The sequence below is a fragment of the Streptodolium elevatio genome (assembly GCF_040649515.1).
Taxonomy (GTDB): Bacteria; Actinomycetota; Actinomycetes; order Streptomycetales; family Streptomycetaceae; genus Yinghuangia; species Yinghuangia elevatio.
On record NZ_JBEZFP010000010.1, the window covers coordinates 37,149 to 56,009 of the forward strand.

The 18,861-nt window shown below is 72.0% G+C and carries 16 protein-coding genes and 1 riboswitch; of the genes, 7 read left to right on the top strand and 9 right to left on the bottom strand.

Annotated elements, in window-relative coordinates; all coding sequences use genetic code 11:
* The first annotated feature begins 145 nt into the window (after positions 1-145).
* Together AB0C36_RS05925 and AB0C36_RS05930 are read left to right on the top strand one after the other, a co-directional pair.
* Entirely contained in the window at positions 146-2,788 is a 2,643-nt protein-coding gene (locus AB0C36_RS05925) for a hypothetical protein (RefSeq protein ID WP_358349833.1), read from the top strand.
* Positions 2,789-2,793: 5 nt separating this feature from the next.
* Entirely contained in the window at positions 2,794-3,789 is a 996-nt protein-coding gene (locus tag AB0C36_RS05930; RefSeq protein WP_358349836.1) for a phosphotransferase, read from the top strand.
* Here the strand turns inward: AB0C36_RS05930 and AB0C36_RS05935 are convergent.
* Positions 3,748-4,764 carry an NAD-dependent epimerase/dehydratase family protein gene (locus AB0C36_RS05935; protein ID WP_358349839.1) on the bottom strand — a complete coding sequence of 339 codons (1,017 nt, stop codon included), beginning with the start codon at positions 4,762-4,764 and terminating at the stop codon, positions 3,748-3,750. The two genes, AB0C36_RS05930 and AB0C36_RS05935, sit on opposite strands and share 42 nt — an antisense overlap.
* Here AB0C36_RS05935 and AB0C36_RS05940 point away from each other — a divergent pair.
* Positions 4,651-6,147, top strand: a complete 1,497-nt coding sequence (locus AB0C36_RS05940) for a glycosyltransferase (protein WP_358349841.1) — start codon at positions 4,651-4,653, stop codon at positions 6,145-6,147. The genes AB0C36_RS05935 and AB0C36_RS05940 overlap by 114 nt on opposite strands.
* Positions 6,148-6,205: 58 nt before the next feature.
* Here AB0C36_RS05940 and AB0C36_RS05945 read toward each other — a convergent pair whose 3' ends face one another.
* From AB0C36_RS05945 to AB0C36_RS05960, 4 genes are all read right to left on the bottom strand, one after another.
* Positions 6,206-7,132, bottom strand: a complete 927-nt coding sequence (locus AB0C36_RS05945) for an alpha/beta hydrolase (protein ID WP_358349844.1) — start codon at positions 7,130-7,132, stop codon at positions 6,206-6,208.
* Positions 7,133-7,390: 258 nt separating this feature from the next.
* Positions 7,391-8,530, bottom strand: coding sequence for a tRNA 2-thiouridine(34) synthase MnmA (gene mnmA, locus AB0C36_RS05950; RefSeq protein ID WP_358349982.1), 1,140 nt, complete (start codon positions 8,528-8,530; stop codon positions 7,391-7,393).
* Positions 8,531-8,674: 144 nt separating this feature from the next.
* Positions 8,675-9,862 (bottom strand): cysteine desulfurase family protein, encoded by a 1,188-nt coding sequence (locus AB0C36_RS05955; protein WP_358349846.1) that lies wholly within the window; start codon positions 9,860-9,862, stop codon positions 8,675-8,677.
* 355 nt (positions 9,863-10,217) lie between these two features.
* Positions 10,218-10,892 carry a trimeric intracellular cation channel family protein gene (locus AB0C36_RS05960; RefSeq protein WP_358349849.1) on the bottom strand — a complete coding sequence of 225 codons (675 nt, stop codon included), beginning with the start codon at positions 10,890-10,892 and terminating at the stop codon, positions 10,218-10,220.
* A 50-nt stretch (positions 10,893-10,942) separates the two neighbouring features.
* Here AB0C36_RS05960 and AB0C36_RS05965 point away from each other — a divergent pair, with 50 nt between their 5' ends.
* On the top strand, positions 10,943-12,460 hold the full coding sequence (locus AB0C36_RS05965) for a DUF885 family protein (RefSeq protein ID WP_358349852.1): 1,518 nt from the start codon (positions 10,943-10,945) through the stop codon (positions 12,458-12,460).
* Between the two features lie 13 nt (positions 12,461-12,473).
* Here the strand turns inward: AB0C36_RS05965 and AB0C36_RS05970 are convergent, their stop codons facing one another.
* The 4 genes from AB0C36_RS05970 to AB0C36_RS05985 form a co-directional block, all read right to left on the bottom strand.
* Entirely contained in the window at positions 12,474-12,959 is a 486-nt protein-coding gene (locus AB0C36_RS05970) for a PH domain-containing protein (RefSeq protein ID WP_358349855.1), read from the bottom strand.
* Between the two features lie 26 nt (positions 12,960-12,985).
* Positions 12,986-13,693 carry an enhanced serine sensitivity protein SseB C-terminal domain-containing protein gene (locus tag AB0C36_RS05975; protein WP_358349858.1) on the bottom strand — a complete coding sequence of 236 codons (708 nt, stop codon included), beginning with the start codon at positions 13,691-13,693 and terminating at the stop codon, positions 12,986-12,988.
* A 120-nt stretch (positions 13,694-13,813) separates the two neighbouring features.
* On the bottom strand, positions 13,814-14,536 hold the full coding sequence (locus AB0C36_RS05980) for an enhanced serine sensitivity protein SseB (RefSeq protein WP_358349861.1): 723 nt from the start codon (positions 14,534-14,536) through the stop codon (positions 13,814-13,816).
* 170 nt (positions 14,537-14,706) lie between these two features.
* On the bottom strand, positions 14,707-15,135 hold the full coding sequence (locus AB0C36_RS05985; RefSeq protein WP_358349863.1) for an OsmC family protein: 429 nt from the start codon (positions 15,133-15,135) through the stop codon (positions 14,707-14,709).
* A gap of 154 nt (positions 15,136-15,289) precedes the next feature.
* Positions 15,290-15,405, top strand: a riboswitch (glycine riboswitch).
* A 326-nt stretch (positions 15,406-15,731) separates the two neighbouring features.
* Here AB0C36_RS05985 and gcvT point away from each other — a divergent pair.
* The 3 genes from gcvT to glyA all read left to right on the top strand — a co-directional run bounded on the left by gcvT (position 15,732) and on the right by glyA (position 18,714).
* A complete protein-coding gene (gene gcvT, locus AB0C36_RS05990; RefSeq protein ID WP_358349865.1) occupies positions 15,732-16,889 on the top strand; it encodes a glycine cleavage system aminomethyltransferase GcvT in 1,158 nt (385 codons plus the stop codon).
* Between the two features lie 150 nt (positions 16,890-17,039).
* Positions 17,040-17,423 carry a glycine cleavage system protein GcvH gene (gene gcvH / locus AB0C36_RS05995; protein WP_358349868.1) on the top strand — a complete coding sequence of 128 codons (384 nt, stop codon included), beginning with the start codon at positions 17,040-17,042 and terminating at the stop codon, positions 17,421-17,423.
* 25 nt (positions 17,424-17,448) lie between these two features.
* Positions 17,449-18,714, top strand: coding sequence for a serine hydroxymethyltransferase (gene glyA, locus AB0C36_RS06000; RefSeq protein ID WP_358349869.1), 1,266 nt, complete (start codon positions 17,449-17,451; stop codon positions 18,712-18,714).
* Positions 18,715-18,861 lie beyond the last annotated feature (147 nt).

An 18,861-nucleotide genomic window follows, 5' to 3' on the forward strand; every position in this document is an offset into this window, starting at 1 on the left:
GCCTCCCCGTGCGGTTCGGGATCCAGCACCCGGCTCCCGATGAACAGCCTTGCCCCATGGACGGGTTCGCGCGACGGATCGCCGCGCGCGACCGAACGTGACTGTTCCCTACTGATCGGATGGTCAAGCGTGATGTCATGGACAGGTGGACCTCGACGATTACTTCTCCTTCGGTACCGGCGGCCCTTTCAACCGAAACGAGATCTTCGCGAACCGGGAGGACTTCCTCGACCTTCTGATGCGCCACACCGAGAACCACGCGGCGCAGCGATGGTCCGCCGCGGAGTTCACCGACTTCCAGCGCGCCGCACACAACGTCGTCGTCCTGCACGGCGACGGCGGCATCGGCAAGAGCACACTCACCCAGCGGTTCGCCACCACCCTCACCACCGCCGACCGGCGCGTGTTACCCGAACGCCGCGTGGTCGCATGTGTCGACTTCGCCGACATCACGAACCTCGGCTTCGAGACGGTGCTGTTGAGGCTGCGGGCCTCCGTCGGGCGCCTGGGCAGACGGTTCCCGGCGTTCGACACCGCCCTCGCGGTCTACTGGGAGCTCAAGCACCCCGGCGTCGCCCTGGGCGACTTCATCGGCCGCAGCACATTCCTGGACAGCAACGACAGGGAGAACGCGGGCGGTCAGATCGTCGCGACGCTGGACGACGTCCTGGGCAGCGCCGGGGCGGTCGGCGCGGGCTACCGGATGGTCTCCGGGCTGGCGCGGCGGATATCCGAGGCCGCGGTCGTGCGCCGCCTGCGCCATGAGTTCCCGCCTTTCGAGGTGATCCTGCAGGAGACCGACCCCGACCGCATGGTCGGCTACCTGCCGATCCTGCTGGCCTGGGACATCGAGCACATCCGGCGGGCGCACGGCGCGGTCGCGGTGTGCGTCCTCGACACCTTCGAGACCGTGCAGGCCCAGCCCCGAGAGGCCGGTTTCCTCGAAGACCTCGTCGCGCGGACCGTGTACCTGATGCCGAATGTGCTGTTCCTGGTCGCCGGCCGGCGTCCGTTGCGGTGGCACGACCCGGTCCGGGCGGTGACGCTGACGTACGGCGGGGAACTGCGCTGGCCGCGCCTGGCGGGCCGGCACGGAGCCGGCGACCAGCACGCCCTTCCGGGGCTGCCGTCGGACCACGCGGACCTGTTCCTGCGCACGCGGCTGACCGCGGCGGACGGGACGCCCGCGATCGACGAGGCGATCCGCCGGCGCATCTCGGAGGCGTCCGGCGGCTCACCGCTCTACCTGGAACTCTCGGTCGGGCAGTACCGCAACGCCGTGGCGCGAGGCGAGCAGCCCACGGCCGACCAGTTCGGCGGCCCCCTGCCGGACCTGGTCCTGCGCATCATGCGCGACCTCACCGCGGACGAGCGCGATCTCCTGCGGGCGGCGTCCCTGCTCGGGGCGTTCGACGCGGACTCCCTGGCGGCGGTCCTCCCGGGGACGGGCGGCGCCGCGATCGAGCGGTTCCTGTCCATGAGTTTCGTCCGCCGCAGCGAGGCCACCTGGCCGTCCTGCCGCCTGCACGAAAACCTGCGGAACAGCGTCAACACCTGCGACATGTACACCGACGACGGATGGACGGACAGCGAACGCAGCCGGCGCTTCGAACTCGCGACGGGGCATGTGACCGGGATCGGGCTCCAGGTGTGGAACGCGGACGCCGCCGACTCCGTCACCGCCACGCAGCGCAGCCAGGCCGCGGTCGCCGCGCTGCTGCTGGTCGTCCAGGCCGCCGTGGAGCGCCGGGTGACGCCGCGGCGACTGGACGCCCTCACGTACACGGCCAGCCAACTCGGGCACTGGCAGGTCCTCGCCGCCCTGCCGTCCGCCGACGGCTGCCCGCCGCCGCTGCAGCGGCTCGTCGAGGCCGCAAGGCTGGGCGCCACGGCCGGCGTGGACGCACGGCACCGGTACCAGTCGATGCGTGCCCTGGCGTCGCCGGTGCGCGAGCATCCGTACGACGACTACGTGTCCTACGAGCTGGGCGCGCTCACCCAGTCGACCGGGAACAACGACGAGGGGGCGCAGCACTTCGGTGCGCTGGCGACGGCCGAGTCCCCGTTGCGCGAGGCGGGCGTATGGGGCAGTGCGGGCGTGGCGCTGCGGCGCAGCCGCCTCGCGGACGTGCTCGGGCTCGTACGCGAGGACCCGGACCAGCCGTTGGAGGTCGCGCGGACTCAGGACCTGCTCGGCCATGTCCGGCTGCACGGCGGCGATTTCGCGGTCTCGGCCGACCTCTTCGAGCGTACGCTCGCGCACGCGCGGGCCTCCGGCGCACCGCTGTGGGCGGCCCGTGCCGCCCGGCATCTCGCGCTGGCGACGATGTGGACCGAGCCGCACCGTGCTTTGGCGCTGCTCCCCGACGCCCGCGACCTCAACCAGTCGCTCGGCGACGTGATCGGCTCGGCGCAGTGCGACCTCGCGGCCGCGCTGGCGTCCGTGGCCCTGGGCGACGACGCCGAGGCGCTCCGTATGCTCGCCCACGCCGCCCAACTCACCATGGAGTCCGGCGTGGTCGGGCAACTGCTGCCGGTGGATGCCGTCGGCACGCTGGTCCACCTGGCGGGCGGGCGGCGGGACGAGGCCCGGGCGGCCGCCGCCCGGCTCGCGGCGGACGCGCACGGCGAACGTCTGGCGCCGCCCGTCTGGGCCGCGGTCACCGCGCTATGGCTCGGCGAACCCGCGCTGTACGACTTCGCCTCGATCGGTTGGTACGACCAGGTGGACACGGCCCGCGCGAAGTGGATGGCACCACTCCAGGCGCTCGTCCCTGGCAGCGTGTGACCGCCATGAGCCCTGCATCCCCACCCGCCCACACGACGCGCCGCGATGACGTGCCGCGGTGCCGACGACTGGACGTCGGCGACGACGGCGCGGTCCTGCCGACGGACGAACTGGACCCCGTGCTGTGCCAGGAGGCCATGCGCCAAGCCCTGGCAAGTCCGCGCTTCGACGGGGACGCCGGGCAACCGCGCGGCATGGAGCGCGTCGTGGCCGGTGCGGCGACCGTGGCCAAGGTGCAGCGGCGGGTCCACGAACGCCTCGACGTTCTCCTGGAGTTCGACGAGCTACGACGCGTCGCGGACGTACCGGCACCCGCGCTTCTGGACCACGGCACGGTCGACAAGGACGGTGTGTCGGTGTGGTGGACGGTTCTGGAGCGGGCCCGGGGCGAACACGGCGACCGCGGCGCCCACGCGACCGAGTTGCTCCCGAGCCGGCAGCGTGCGTTGGCGCGTGTGCTCCGCAGATGGCATACGTACGGCGACGCGGCGCTCGGCCCTCGACTGGACGACCCGGGCATGGCCGGACTGTTCTTCGGCGAGATCCGGGCGCGCGCGCCGGGCGCGGCAAAGCAACTGGCCGCCGAGCTCGACGCGGCGTGCCGGGGCACGGAGATGGCCGCAGTGCACGGGGACGCCGCGGTCGGCCACAACGTGCTGTTCCAGGGTGCCGACGTGACCGCCGTGCTGGACCCGGGCGCCGTACGCGTCGCCCCGCCGATGTTGTGTCTGGGCTGGGCCGTGGCCGTCGACCTCGGACTCGGCGGATCGGTCGACGCCGCGGGCGCGGGATACGCGGCGAGCACCGCCGACCGTGAACTCCTGCATCGCCTGCTGCCCTTGCTCGTGACCCGTCGGCTCGCGGACATGCGGCGCCTCGGGGATACATCGGCCGAGAGACGGCTCGGCGCATGGCTTCGGTCCCGCCGCCCCGAGCTGCTGGACCTCGCCGTCGCGGGTTCAGGCTCCGGGGGCGACGGCGCCGAGGTCGGCACGTTCTGAACCGACCGGTTCTGAGTCGACCCGATCTGAGCCGAGCCGATCTGAGTCGACCCGATCTGAGCCAACCGGTTCTGAGTCGACCGGTTCTGGCGTGGCCGACGACGTCTGTGGGAGGTCCAGGACGCGTCGCAACCCTTCGCACAGCGTGGTGGGTCGGAAGTCCGGCAAGGTGCGTCGCAGCCGGGTGGTGTCTGCCACCAGGTGGGCGCGCTCGTTGGCCCGTACCTTGGACGGGTCCAGGTCGGCGGTCAGTTCGCGCCCACTCAACTCCCCCGCCAGCGCGAGAAGTCCGTGCCCGCTCGTGCCCCGACCGGTTCCCAGGTTCCACGTACCGGACGCCGTGCCGTTCAGGAGTCGGACCAGCGCGGAGGCCGCGTCGTCGGCGTGCAGGTAGTCGCGGACGGTGGTCAGGTCGCCGAGCCGCAGACGGTCCCCGCGGGCCATTTGCCGATAGATCTCGGGGATCAGGTGCGGTGTGGTCGGTTCGGGACCATAGAGGTTGAACGGACGCACGACGATGACGCCGACCCCCCGCACGGCCCCGGCTCGGCGCACCATGTGCTCGCCGGCGAGCTTGCTACGACCGTACGCCGTGCGCGGGGAAACGGCGGAGCGCTCGGCGCTCGCCCCGCTGGACGGGGCGTACACGTCAGCCGTCGACGCGAACACGAACCGCACGGGCGTGTGCGCCCGCCACGCGGCCAGCAGGCGCCCCGTGCCGCCGACGTTGACGTGCTGTGTCTCCCGTACGTCGCCCTCGCAGCTTGGCAGGAAATGGCGCGCCGCCAGATGGACGACCGCCCAGGGACGCTCCGCCGCGCAGGCGTCGGCGACGGCGGTCGGGTGGCATATGTCGATGTCGTGGCGGCGCACGCCCGGGTCTTCCGCGAACCGCGCGAGGCGATGGCTCGTCCCCCCGCTGCCGTTGTCCACCACCGCGACCGGATGCCCTGCCGACCTCAACAAGGCGACCACTCGCGCCCCGAGAAACCCGGCGCCCCCGGTGACGAGGACGGGACGATCCGCCGCACGGCTGTCGGTCCCGCTCCGCAGTCGTCCCATGCGGTGGCATGGTACGGATCGCCCCCGGGTAATCGAAGACTTCCAACTCTGCTTCTACGCACCACACTTCGTACGATCATCGACGACACCTGCGGGGACCCTGTGGCAGATCGCGGCATCACCGTGCTGGTCGACGGCAGGATCGACGGGCCGGACGGCATCGGGCGCTACACGCGGCAGACGGTCGCGGCGCTGCGTGCGCGGGCGGAAACGATGACGACGGCAGACGCAGGCGTATACGCAGACGCCGACGACACCTTGGGCGTGCGGGTTGAGGTGCTCGGCCCTACGGGAACGGGACGCTACAGCCGGGCCGAAGGCGACGAACTCGCCGCCGCGGCGGACCGTGTGGGAGCCGATCTCGTGCACGTCCTCGACTATCGGATGCCCTGGCGCGGACTGACGGCCCCGGTGATCGTGTCGGCGCACGACGTCGTGCGCTTGGTCGATCCGGAACTCTGTTACACGGACCGGCAATTCACGGCCCGGTTCGGAACGCGGGCGTTCGAGGCGCTGGGCGTCGCCGTCGAGGATCTGAGGGAACTGACCCCGCATCCCGGCTTCGACACTGCCAACGCCCCCCGGCACCGGGAGTTCTATGCGCGGATGATGCGCCTCACCGCGAGCCGCGCCGCCCGCATCGTCGTCCCGACACAGGTCGTGCTCGGCCAGTTCGCCGAATTCGTCGACGTCGGCGCGCCGCTGTTGGTGAGCCCCTGGGGAGTGGACCACCTTCCACGCGAACCCGACGACCTAGACCGCGGGTTCCTGCTGTACGTAGGCCAGGCGCGTGTGCACAAGCGCGTCGGCGCGCTCGTCGACGCCTATGCCGCGTCGGATGCCTACCTTGCGGGCGTACCGCTCGTGCTGGTCGGGCGCGACTTCGCCCCCGGTTCGGCGGGTGCGGAACAACTGCGTGAACACCCGTGCGCTCACCGGGTGATGCTTTTGGACACCGTCGACGACGCGCTGCTGGCCGCTCTGTACGCACGGGCGATCGCCCTCGTACACCTCGCGTCGCACGAAGGGTACGGATTCCCGCCGCTGGAGGCACTCGCGGCCGGCGCGCGCGTCGTTGCGAGCGACATCCCGACACTGCGTGAAGTCCTGGGAGATTCGGCGGAGTTCGTTCATGCCGAAAGCACCGCCTCGGTGGCGGCCGCCATCGACCGCGTGGTGTCCGCGCCTGATCCGCCCGCCCTCCGGATCCGCAGGTCGGCGCGGATCCGCGAACGCCGCTGGAGCGACCACGCGGACACGCTGATCGCCTGCTATCGCGCGGCCGTCACCGCATGACCGGGCCCGTACCGGGGTTGGTACGGGCCCTTCTTGGGAGGTGGTGGGACGGGTGGGGTCAGGCGGCGAAGGCTTGGCCTATGCTGCGGCCGATTTCCCGGCGCATGAGGTAGAAGTCGGGGTTGTGCGGTGCCGCGCCGTGTTCGAGGGTGAAGCCGCTGCGGAGTTCGGGGCCGCCGTCGGACTGGCGGGACGGGAAGAGGCGGGCCAGGACGGGTTCGGCGGCGATGAGGTCGTCGCGGTCGGCGAGGTTGATCCAGCGCTCGACGTACGCGGGCGGTTGGGCGGGCTGCGGGCGGACCCAGTCGTCGATCACGGTGTCGGGGCCGAGCGGCGAGCCGAGGGTGATCAGGAGGGGGAGCGGGCGGCGCAGGCGGTGGGCGACCTCGTACGCGACGACCGCGCCGAGGGAGTGGCCGATCACCACGCGGGTGTCGAAGCCGATGTCGGCGGCGACGCGGTCGAGGACCCGGGCGCGGGTGGTGTCGTCGGTGAGGTAGCGGGTGAGTTGGGCCAGGGCCTTGGTGACGAAGCCGCCCGCGGATCCGGGACCGTCCGCGGCGAACCACTTGAGGCCGGACAGTCCGCAGGTCGGGGACAGGACGACGGTACGCCCGGTCTGGTCGGGACCCCCTTCGAGGCGGGCTATCTCGCGCGCGGCCCGCTGCCGCTCGGGCGGCGCGGAGCTGCGGGCGGCGGCCCGGTCGAGCCATTCGCGGCCTATCCGGTCCGCCATCTCGTGCCGCAGGTCGTCGACGTCGGGGGCGTCGGGCTGCGACGGATGACGGCGCATGACATCGCCGTAGAACGCCATGCGTGCGTCGATGCCGCGACGGGTGTGGCGGTACTTCCACAGCCGGTCCGCGGTCTCCGGGTAGCCGGCGGCTTTGACGCCGCGGGCCAGCCGGGGCAGCCACTCGTCCTCCAGGCTGCGGGCCGACCTGAACTCCTGTGCGATCCCGTGCACCAGCACGATTGCGGCCATCGCTCCCCTCCCAAGCCCCCGGGTCCCGAAGAGTGCTCGTCGCGAAATGCCCCGGTCTGCGCGGGGACCGCGGGCCGGAAAGTCGTTTCGCTACCTACTCTTACCCAGCCAGTCACCGAAGTTGCCTTCTCAGTAACGGGAGATTGCGGCCGTTGTACGGACGCCGCGCGGGGAGGGCTGAGGGGAGCCGGACGGACGGGAGGAAGACCGGCGGAGCACTGGTCCGAGGGTCGCTGCCAACTCCGGGTCGGCGGTGGGTCAGGCGACGCGCGAGGTGCCGTCGATGGTGGCCGAGCCGACGACGCGCGTCCCGTCGTACAGCACGACCGCCTGGCCGCGGGCGACGCCGCGCATGGGCTCCAGCAGGCGTACGCGCACGGTGTCGCCGTCGATCTCGGCGACCGCCGGGTGCTCGTCGCCGTGTGCCCGCACCTGCGCTGTGCACTCCAGCGTGCCGCTGGGCGCGGGGCCGCACCAGCGCGGGCGGATGCCGGTGAGTCCGTCGACGTTGAGCGCCTCGGCGGGGCCGACGGTGACGGTGTTGGTCACCGGCGAGATGTCGAGGACGTAGCGGGGCTTGCCGTCCGACGCGGGGGTGCCGATGCGCAGGCCCTTGCGCTGGCCGACGGTGTACGCGTACGCCCCGTCGTGCTCGCCCAGCTTCGCCCCGTCGGCGTCCACGATGTCCCCGGGCGTACGCCCGAGCCGCGTCGCCAGGAACGCCTGGGTGTCGCCGTCCGCGATGAAGCAGATGTCGTGGCTGTCCGGCTTGCGGGCGACGGCGAGGCCGCGGCGCTCGGCCTCGGCCCGGACCGCGTCCTTGGTGTCCATGCCGAGCGGGAAGAGGGCGTGCGCGAGCTGGTCCTCGTCGAGGACGCCGAGCACGTACGACTGGTCCTTGCCGTGGTCCGCGGACCGGTGCAGCTCGCGGCCGGCCGGGCCGTCGACGATCACCGCGTAGTGGCCCGTGCAGACCGCGTCGAAGCCGAGTGCCAGCGCGCGGTCGAGCAATGCCGCGAACTTGATCTTCTCGTTGCAGCGCAGGCACGGGTTGGGGGTACGCCCCGCCTCGTACTCGGCGAAGAAGTCCTCGATCACGTCCTCGCGGAAGCGCTCGGCGAGGTCCCACACGTAGAAGGGGATGCCGATGACGTCCGCGGCGCGCCGGGCGTCCCGCGCGTCCTCGAGCGTGCAGCAGCCGCGCGCGCCGGTGCGGAAGGACTTGGGGTTCTCCGACAGCGCCAGGTGCACGCCCGTCACGTCGTGCCCCGCCTCGTGCGCACGCGCCGCGGCGACGGCGGAGTCCACGCCCCCGGACATCGCGGCAAGCACCCGCAGCGGGCGCCCGTCCTCGGGCACGCGCGCGAAGACGGCCGACTCGTCCGGCTCGGGGAGCATCGGCACGGGCTCGCAGACGGCAGGGGGCTGGGGAGTGACGTGATCAGTCATGGCCCAACCAGGGTACGGGGTGCGCCGCCCCGGCCTCGCCCCGGTTTTCGCGCGTTCCGGACACCCGTACGGGACCGGGCGCGGCGACACGATTCACCGGCGCTGCGTCGTCAGCCCGGCCTTGCGGGCCCGCGCCACCACCGGGGCGATGGCGTCGACCAGCTCGTCGATCTCCCCCGCCGTCGATGTGTGCCCGAGGCTGAACCGCAGCGAGCCCCGGGCACGGGCCGCGTCGGCGCCCATCGCCAGCAGCACGTGGCTGGGCTGCGCGACCCCCGCCGAGCACGCCGAGCCGGTCGAGCACTCGATGCCCCGGGCGTCCAGCAGCAGGAGCAGGGAGTCGCCCTCGCAGCCGGGGAAGGAGAAGTGCGCGTTGCCCGGAAGCCGGTACGCGGGCTCCAGACGGGCGTCGCCGTTGAGCTCGGCGTCCGGGATCTCCGCCAGAACGCGGCGGACCAGATCGTCGCGCAGCGCGCCCACGCGCACCGCGTACTCGGGCTGCTCGCGCACCGCGATCTCCGCGGCGGCCGCGAACGCCGCGATCGACGGGGTGTCGAGCGTGCCGGACCGGACATCGCGCTCCTGCCCGCCGCCGTGCAGTAGCGGCAGCGGCGACATGTGCCGCCCGAGCACGAGCGCCCCGCATCCGAGGGGTCCGCCGAGTTTGTGGCCCGACACCGTCATGGCGTCCAGCCCCGACGCGGTGAAGTCGACGTGGACCTGCCCGACCGCCTGCACCGCGTCCGCGTGCACCGGCACCCCGAACTCGTGGGCGACCGCGACCAGCTCGGCGACCGGCTGCACGGTGCCGACCTCGTTGTTCGCCCACATGACGCTGACCAGGGCGACGGTGTCGGGGGCGCGGGTGAGCGCGGCGCGCAGCACCTCGGGGCGTACCCGCCCGTCCGCGTCGACGTCGAGCCACTCGACCTCGGCGCCTTCGTGCTCGGTGAGCCACACGATGGGGTCGACGACGGCGTGGTGCTCGACCGGCGACGCAAGGATGCGGCGGCGGGCCGGGGACGCCGAGACGCGCGACCAGTAGATGCCCTTGACCGCGAGGTTGTCGGCCTCGGTGCCGCCCGCGGTGTAGACGATCTCGCTGGGCCGGGCGCCGATCGCCTCCGCGAGGATCTCCCGGGACTCCTCGACGACACGCCGCGCGCGGCGGCCCGAGGCGTGCAGGGACGACGGGTTGCCGAGGACGGTGAGCTGCCCGGTCATGGCCCGGACCGCTTCGGGGCGCATCGGAGTCGTCGCCGCATGATCGAAGTAGGCCATCGCAGAACGAAGTCTAGTCGCGGGCGCCGCGCGGCTCTCGGGGCGCCCGGCAGGTTGGCGCCCGGCACGGTCTGCCGTACCGGGGCCCACCGGTCAGCAGCGTGTCAACGGCCCTGCCGAGAGCCCGGCCGACCGTCGCGCGCAGCGACCGCCAGCGCGGTACGAGGAAGCCCTCGGAAGGGGGCGGCGGGCCACCACGGTCGTACGTCAGGGGTTGCTGGATCTCCCACACGCCAGGTGCAACGCCGGGTAGGGCATTTGGGGTACGCGTCGGAGCGACGGACACCACGGACGAGCGCCCCCGAGCGAAAGGCGCCGGCCGAGAGCCCCAGTCGAAGACCCTCGGCCGAAGCCGTCAGTCGAAGTCCCCGCGCACCTCGGAGTTGCGCCGCCAGGCGCGCGGCGCACGCCACCCCTTGTGCAGCGCGAGCACCCGGAACGCGAACGCGAACACCGCCGCGGCCGTCGCCGTGTAGGCGTTGAAATTCCCGGTCTCCACCAAGACCGCGACCAGTGCCGCACCCACCAGCGCCGGAACGGTGTAGATCTCCCGGTCCCAGCGCAGCAGCACCGGCACCTCGCGGGCCAGCACGTCGCGGATCGCGCCGCCGCCGACCGCCGTCGTGATGCCGAGCGCGGTGGCCTGCACCGGCCCGAGCCCGTACGCGAACGCCTTGGCCGTACCGGTCACGCAGAACAGCCCCAGGCCCGCCGCGTCGAAGATGTCGATCGTGCGGCTGATCCGCTCGACCTGCGGGTGCAGGAAGAAGACCAGGCCCGCGGCGAACAGCGGGGTGCTGAAGTAGCCCAGGTCGTCGAACGCGGCCGGCGGCACGTCGCCGATGATCAGGTCGCGGATGACACCGCCGCCGAGCGCCGTCACTTCGGCGAGCAGCACGATCCCGATCACGTCGAAGTTCTTGCGCACCGCCATGAGCGCGCCCGCGACCGCGAAGACGAAGATGCCGGTGAGATCGAGGACCTGCTGGACGTTGTGGCTGTAGATCTCCTGGATCTCCTGTGGCGGCATGCCGGAAATTGTGCCTTGTCCGATCTTGTGCCCCAGGTAGCCTCACGGGCATGGATGCCCGACTTCGCGCGCTCTGCGACCTGACCATGACCGCCGCCCGCGAGGGGGCCGGCCTGCACGAATACGACGGCAGAATCCAGGACCTCTCCCCCGACGGCGTGCGTGCCGGGCTGGCCGCCCTGGGCGGGGGCGCCGAGGGCGTGACGCGCGAGGATCCGCACGACGAGGCGCATCTGTCGGCGTTCGAGGACCACACGCGCGTGGCCTTCGGCGACCTCGAATTGCACCGCCGCAATCCGGTCCCGCATCTCGAAAACCTCGAACTGGCTTTCTACGACAAGGAATACGCGCCCGAGGCGGAGCGCGCCGAGGCTCGTACGCGCCACGTCGCCCAGTGGCCCGACGCGGTCGACATGGCCCTGGAGTCCCTCGACCGCGTATCGGCTCCGGTCGCGAAGGCGACGCTCGGCGCCGCGCGCGGGCAGGCCGCGGCCATCCGCCCCGACGACGGCGAGAACGGTACGCGCGCGCTCGCCGCGCTCGAACGCCTCGTCACCCACCTGGAGCGCGCCGCCGAGCACGGCGACCCCGACCCGGCCCTCGGCGGCGCGGCGCTCGCGCGGCTGATGGGGTCGGGCGAGGCGCTGACGGTCGACCTCGGCCGGCTCGCGGAGCGCGCGGACGCGGAACGCGACCGGCTGCGCGGCATGTTGGCCGAGGCGTGCAAGGCGTACGACCCCTCCCGCACGCCCGCGGAACTGGTCCCGGCGCTGCTCGCCGACCACCCGGACGCCGACGGAATCCTGGCGGAGGCGCGGGCGCAGACGGCCGAGGTCATCGAGTTCAGCCGCGCGAAGAAGCTCGCGCCCTACCTCGACGGCGTGTGCGAGGTGGGCCCCGCGCCGGAGTCCATGCGCTGGGCCATGGCGATGATGTCGTGGAACGCGCCGGGCGAAGCCGAGGCGCCGTCCTGGTACTTCGTGACCCCGCCGGACCCGTCCTGGCCCGCCGAGGAGATCGAGGAGTGGCTGACGATCTTCAGCCGCACCACGCTCCCGGCCATCACGGTGCACGAAGTGGCGCCCGGGCACTTCGCGCACGGGCGTGCGCTGCGGCGCGCGCCGTCGGACGTACGCCGGGTGTTGCACTCGTCGTCGTTCGCCGAGGGCTGGGCGCACTACATCGAGGAAGTGTGCCTGGAAGAGGGCTTCCGCGCGGACGACCCGCGCTATGCGATCGGCATGTGCCTGGAGGCGCTGCTCCGCGTGACGCGCCTGGCGGCGGCGATCGGGCTGCACACCGGCGCGATGGACGTCGAGGAGGCCACGCGGCGCTTCATGGCGGATGCGTACGTCGCCCGCGCGGGTGCCGCGAGCGAGGCGCGGCGCGGCACGTTCGACCCGAACTACGGCTGCTACACGTGGGGCAAGCTGGCCCTCCAGGACCTGCGCGAGAACGCCCGGTCGACGTGGGGCGCCGGCTTCACGCTGGAGCGCTTCCACACCGCGCTGCTCGACCTGGGCAGCCCTCCCCTGGGCCTGATCGGCACGGCGGTCGAACGGGGCTGACGCCCCGTCACGGTCAGCGGCCCGGGTAGCCCGTCGGCGGCTGCCCCGCGTACCGCGCGAGGCCGGCCTGCTGCTGCTCGGGGGCCATGCGGCCGGTCGCGACCGCCCACCACTGCGAGATGGTGGCGAGCTTGACGTCGAAATCGGGGTCGTTCGCGCCGCCACCGGTGGCGGGCACATGGAGGCGTACCCGGCGCCCGCTGACCAGGGTCAGGCGTACGCCACGCGTACCGAGCAGCGATTTGGCCTCGACATTGGCGATGTCCTGCCACGCGAGCCGTCGCGTGCGGAGACCGACCGCGGTCAGCCCGTCGGCGTGCACCACGGTGGAGAAGCGCGCACTCCAGAAGAACAGTGCGACCTGGAGCACGGCCAGGACAAGGAAGAAGTAGCTCTCCTCGATGATCAGCATGTAGACGCCCAGCAGGGCGAAGACGATCCCCAGCACAAGCCACATGAAGCGTTGCCTCAGGCCGAGGACCATCCGGATCTCATGCATGCGGGAACCTTGTCAGAACCGTTACCTCACAGGAAAGACCGGGTCTGCTCTCGCATCCACTTTGCGACGGGATCGTACGGATCGTCGAGTGCGACCGAGGAGATGTCGATGCCCTGCAGCATGCCCGCGGCACGGGCCATGGCCTGCTTCATCCGGTCGACGGTCGCGGGGTCGTTGTCCGCGAGACGGGTCCCTATGACGATGCGCGGCGCTCCGAGCGCCGGCTCCACGTAGGCGCGGTGCGCGGCGCGTACGACGCCGGAGGCCCCGAGCTCGGCGGTGAGGACCGCCCAGAACGCCGAGTCGTCGAGCGCCGGTTCGCCGACGCGCACCGGCCCGGGCATGAGCTTGTCGAGCCCCCCGACGATGCGCCGCAGATCCAGGTACGGCACCCCGACCCCGCCGCCCTGCATGTGCGGGTTGAGCCACAGGCCCCACTGGTCGGGATACAAGGTCGCGGCTATCTCCCGGACCGCGTGCACCTCCCAGCCCCGGTCCCAGCGGCTCTCGTGCAGTTGGCCCTCGGAGGTGAACGCCGGGGCGTAGCGCGACCCGTGCACCTCCATGTTCCCGTATTGCGCGTCGGGGCTGCCCGGTTCGCCCTGCCACAGGAGCATCCAGACGTGGCCGCGGGCAAGGCATTCCAACAGCCGCTCGTACGCCTCGTAGTCCTGCGGCGCGACCTGCCGCAGAGCGTGCTCGACCTCGTTGCCGGGGTTACCGGTAAACGTCACGATGCCCTCCCCTTGCGCTGCGTGACGACGTGCTCATGGTAGGCCGGAGACCCCGGCGCCCACCGCCCCGTACGACCGTGACGAGCGCGCGAGGGCGAATCCCGGACCAGGTCGTGTCCGCTAAAAGGGGCGTTCGTAGAAGGGGCGCACGGACTCCAGCATCCAGTCCCCCACCGGGTCCTGCGCGAGGTCGATCAGCACGAGGTTGACCGGCCACGGCGTACCCGCCCGGCCGACCGCGCGTTCCAGCGCGCCGATCGCCATGCGGCGGTCCTCCTCTTGCCAACGGTCCAGTTCGACGCCGATGAACAGGGACGGCGCGTCGCTCTCGACGAATCCGAGGGCGCGCCGGGCGGTCAGCACGACGTGCGTCGCGGCGAACTCCTCGGCCGCGGCCGCGAGCAGGACGTACGGCTCCTCCTCCGGCGCCGGCTCGATCAGCGTGACGCGCGCACCCGTCGCGCCCGCGCCCGGCACGCGCGCGAGTTCCAGCACGCCGTCCGGCGGAATCGGGATGCCCACCTCGCCGCCGGGGTTCACGGCCATGCCCACATGCGGCGGCAGGCCGCGCGCGAACTCGCGTACCGGCGCGACGGTGAACGCCATCGGCCCCGCGACGCGGCGGAACTGCTCCTCCGAGCTGAACACCGGGACGAAGGGAGCTCCGGCTATCTCCGTGGTGGGCAGCGTCAGTTCGGCATCGTGCGGGCCGCCTCCGGCGGGCAGCGGCACCCACACCTCGGCCTCCGCCAGCGCGTCGATCAGCTCACCGGTGCGCGACGGGTCCTGCATCGCGGCCACGAGGCAGCGTTCGACGTGGTTCGCCGGGAAGGCCACGGCCACCTCCTGAGTGCGATCGGATCAATCGCCAGCCTAGGCCGTGCCAGGACACGAAAACGGCGGGACCCCGCACGATTGCGGAGCCCCGCCGAGTCGTCCGACGGCTCGGGCCGACTGTTCAGGCCCACTGTTCAGGCCGGTCCCTCGGGCCGACGCGTTGCCGCCGGGGAACGCTACGAAAGCAGCGTTGCCTCAAGCGTGATCGGCGCACCGGCGAGCGCCTTGCTGACCGGGCAGTTCTCCTTGGCGTTCTGCGCCGCGGCCTGGAAGTCCTCCTCGGACAGGCCCGGTACGCGCGCCTGCACCTTAAGCACGATCCCGGTGATGCCCTCGCCCGGCTGGAACGTCACGTTCGCCTCGGTGTCGACCGACTCCGGCGGCGTGCCGGCGCCCGCGAGCCCGTGCGACAGGGCCATCGAGTAGCACGAGGAGTGCGCGGCGGCGATGAGTTCCTCGGGGCTGGTCTTGCCGTTGGCCGCCTCCGCGCGCGAGGGCCACGAGACGTCGTACGTCCCCACGCCGGACGAGTCGAGCGACACGGTTCCGGCGCCGCCGATCAGCGCGCCCTTCCAGTGGGTCGTGGCAGTGCGCGTGGTCGCCATGGGCGAACCTCCCTGTACGTACGGTGGTTGGACGCCGCCCACGCTAGCAATGCCGGGGTCGGCAGGCTCATTGGAGAATCCTCCGACACGCCCCGCACCACCCACGCCCGATACCGATACCGATAGCATGCGCGCACAACTTCACACCGGCCCTCGACCCCACGCGGGAGAGCCCTCTTTCACCTGCGCCCTTGCGGCGGCCGGTGGCGGGGCGCCGAAGGAGCAATTCCTCCCCCGGAAACTCTCAGGCCCAAGTACCGCGCGGGTGAGGCGACTCTGGAAAGCAGTCCCGTGCCGTACGGCGGGACTCACCCACGGTGCAAGCCGCCGTCCGCGCCCGCGACCACTTCCGCGGGAGGCGCGACCGCGCGTGAAGCTCTCAGGTCCATGACAGAGGGGGAGGCGACCCACCCGCTGGTGCGGCGTACAGCAGTGCGCGCCGCACACCGCCGAGGGAGCCCCCTGTTGGACCGTTCACCCCACCCTGTGCGCTGCCGCGTACCCGCTGCCGTGCGCCCGCGCGTGCGCACGACTTCGGACGAACCGGTACGAAATCATGGCGTTCGGGACCATCACACCCGCGAGGAGTCCAGCCGATGACGTCCAACCAGGCCGCCCACGAAGAACGCCCCGAAGGACGCGCCGAGGAGCGCGCGCAGGAACGCCGCACGCCGCTCGACGCCGTCCACGACGCACTCGGCGCGACGATGACCGACTTCGCCGGCTGGCGCATGCCGCTGCGCTACGGCAGCGAGAGCGCCGAACACCGCGCGGTACGCGAGGCCGCCGGGCTCTTCGATCTGACCCACATGGGCGAGATCGCCGTGACCGGCCCCGAGGCCGCCCAAGCGCTCGACCACGCCCTGGTCGGCTTCATCTCGAAGATCGGTGTCGACCGCGCCCGGTACACGATGATCTGCGACGCCGACGGCGGCATCCTCGACGACCTGATCGTCTACCGCACCGGTGAGACGGAGTACCTCGTCGTCGCCAACGCCTCGAACGCGCCCCTCGTGGCCGCCGAACTCACCGCCCGGGCCGCCGGGTTCGACGCGGTCGTCACGGACCGCTCGGCGGACTACGCGCTGCTGGCCGTCCAGGGGCCGCACGCCGTCGCAATCCTCGCGCCGCTCACCGACCTCGATCTCGCGCAGGTCAAGTACTACGCCGCGGACCGCGCGGTGGTCGCCGGCGTCGACGTCCTGCTCGCCCGCACCGGCTACACCGGCGAGGACGGCTTCGAGCTGTTCTGCGCGCCCGCCGACGCCAAGCGCCTGTGGACGTCGCTGGCCGAGGTCGGCACCGAGCACGGCATGATCCCCGCCGGCCTGTCCTGCCGCGACACGCTGCGCCTGGAGGCCGGCATGCCGCTGTACGGGCACGAGCTCACGACGTCGGTGACGCCGTACGAGGCCAACCTCGGCCGCGTCGTACGCCTCGACAAGCCCGAGGACTTCGTCGGCCGCGACGCGCTCGCGGCCCGGGAGAAGGAAGGGCCGCGCGCGACGCTCGTCGGCCTGCGGTCGCCGGGGCGGCGCGTGCCGCGCGCCGGGTACGCCGTACTCGACCCGGCCACGAAGCAGCCGGTCGGCGAGGTCACCTCCGGTGCCCCGTCGCCCACCCTGGGTGCGCCGATCGCGATGGCGTACGTACCTCTCGAGCACGCCGAGCCGGGCACCCGGCTTGCGATCGACATCCGCGGGACCGCCGAACCCGTCGAGGTCGTGGCACTGCCCTTCTACAAGCGGCAGTAGCCGGGCCGCCGGCCTCGGACACGGCTTGCCCTTGCCCTCACCCGGATGACTCGGGTGATCCGGGTGATTCGGGCGACGACAAAACGCGCCAAACACCGGCAAGAACCCCCTGCGGATCAGCGACCCTCGCAATGAATGGAGAATGGACCCGTGAGCGCACCCCAGAACCTGCTCTACAGCAAGGACCACGAGTGGCTGACGACGGACGGGAACCCGGCCGTCATCGGCATCTCGAAGCACGCCGCCGACGCCCTCGGTGACGTGGTCTTCGTCCAGCTCCCCGAGGTCGGCGCGCGGGTGACCGCGGGCGAGCCCTGCGGCGAACTCGAGTCGACGAAGTCCGTGAGCGACATCTTCGCCCCCGCCGACGGCGAGGTCGTCGAGGTCAACGCCGCGGTCGTCGAGGACCCGAGCCTGGTCAATTCCGACCCGTACGGCGAGGGCTGGCTCGTCAAGGTGCAACTCGACACCCCGGCCGCCGAGGTCGGCGGCCTGATGTCCGAAGCCGAGTACAACGCCTTCACCGGCGCCTGAGCCCCGATCGAGGAGCTGACCCACCGTGACGATCCTGGACCGTCCGCTGGCCGAGGTGGACCCTGAGGTCGCCGCCGCCGTCGCCGACGAGCTGCACCGCCAGCAGTCGACCCTGGAGATGATCGCCTCCGAGAACTTCGCGCCGGTCGCGGTTCTGGAGGCCCAGGGCTCGGTGCTGACCAACAAGTACGCCGAGGGCTACCCGGGCCGCCGCTACTACGGCGGCTGCGAGTACGTCGACGTGGTCGAGAACCTGGCGATTGAGCGCATCAAGGCGCTGTTCGGCGCCGAGGCGGCGAACGTGCAGCCGCACTCGGGCGCGCAGGCGAACGCCGCCGTCTACTTCGGCCTGCTGCAGACCGGCGACACCGTGCTCGGACTGGACCTCGCCAACGGCGGGCACCTGACGCACGGCATGAAGCTCAACTTCTCCGGCAAGCAGTACAACATCGTCTCCTACAAGGTGGACGCGGCCGGCCTGGTCGACATGACCGAGGTCGAACGCCTCGCCAAGGAGCACCGGCCGAAGATGATCGTCGCGGGCTGGTCGGCGTACCCGCGCCAGCTGGACTTCGCGGAGTTCCGCCGCATCGCGGACGAGGTCGGCGCGTACCTCTGGGTCGACATGGCGCACTTCGCGGGCCTGGTGGCCGCGGGCCTGCACCCCAGCCCGGTGCCGCACGCGCACATCGTCACCACGACGACCCACAAGACCCTCGGCGGCCCGCGCGGCGGCGCGATCCTCGCCACCGAGGAGCTGATCAAGAAGATCAACTCGGCGGTCTTCCCGGGCCTCCAGGGCGGCCCCCTCGAACACGTCATCGCCGCAAAGGCGGTGGCCTTCAAGGTCGCCGCGGGCGACGAGTTCAAGGACCGCCAGGTCCGCACGCTCGCCGGCGCGAAGCTCCTGGCGGAGCGTCTGCTCGCCCAGGACGCGGCCGACGCCGGCATCAAGGTCCTGTCCGGCGGCACGGACGTGCACCTGGTGCTCGTCGACCTGGTCGACAACCACCTCAACGGCCGCGAGGCCGAGGACCGCCTCCACGAGGTCGGCATCACCGTCAACCGCAACGCGGTCCCCAACGACCCGCTGCCCCCGATGAAGACCTCCGGCCTGCGCATCGGCACCCCGGCACTCGCCACGCGCGGCTTCACCGACGACGACTTCCGCGAGGTCGCCGACGTCATCGTCGAAGCCCTGAAGCCGGACTTCGACGACGCCAAGCGCGAAGCGCTCCGCGCCCGCACCGCCACCCTGGCCGCCAAGCACCCGCTGTACCCGAACCTGTAACCCCGCGGATTCCTGATTCGCCCTTTGATGGGCCCGCTCCCCCAACGAGCGGGCCCATCAAGCATTTCGGGAGCAAGGCGACGGTGGCCAAGGGCCGGGAAGCGCCACGAGGCCACCTCCCCCACGGGTAGCGCTCTGCGGGTAATG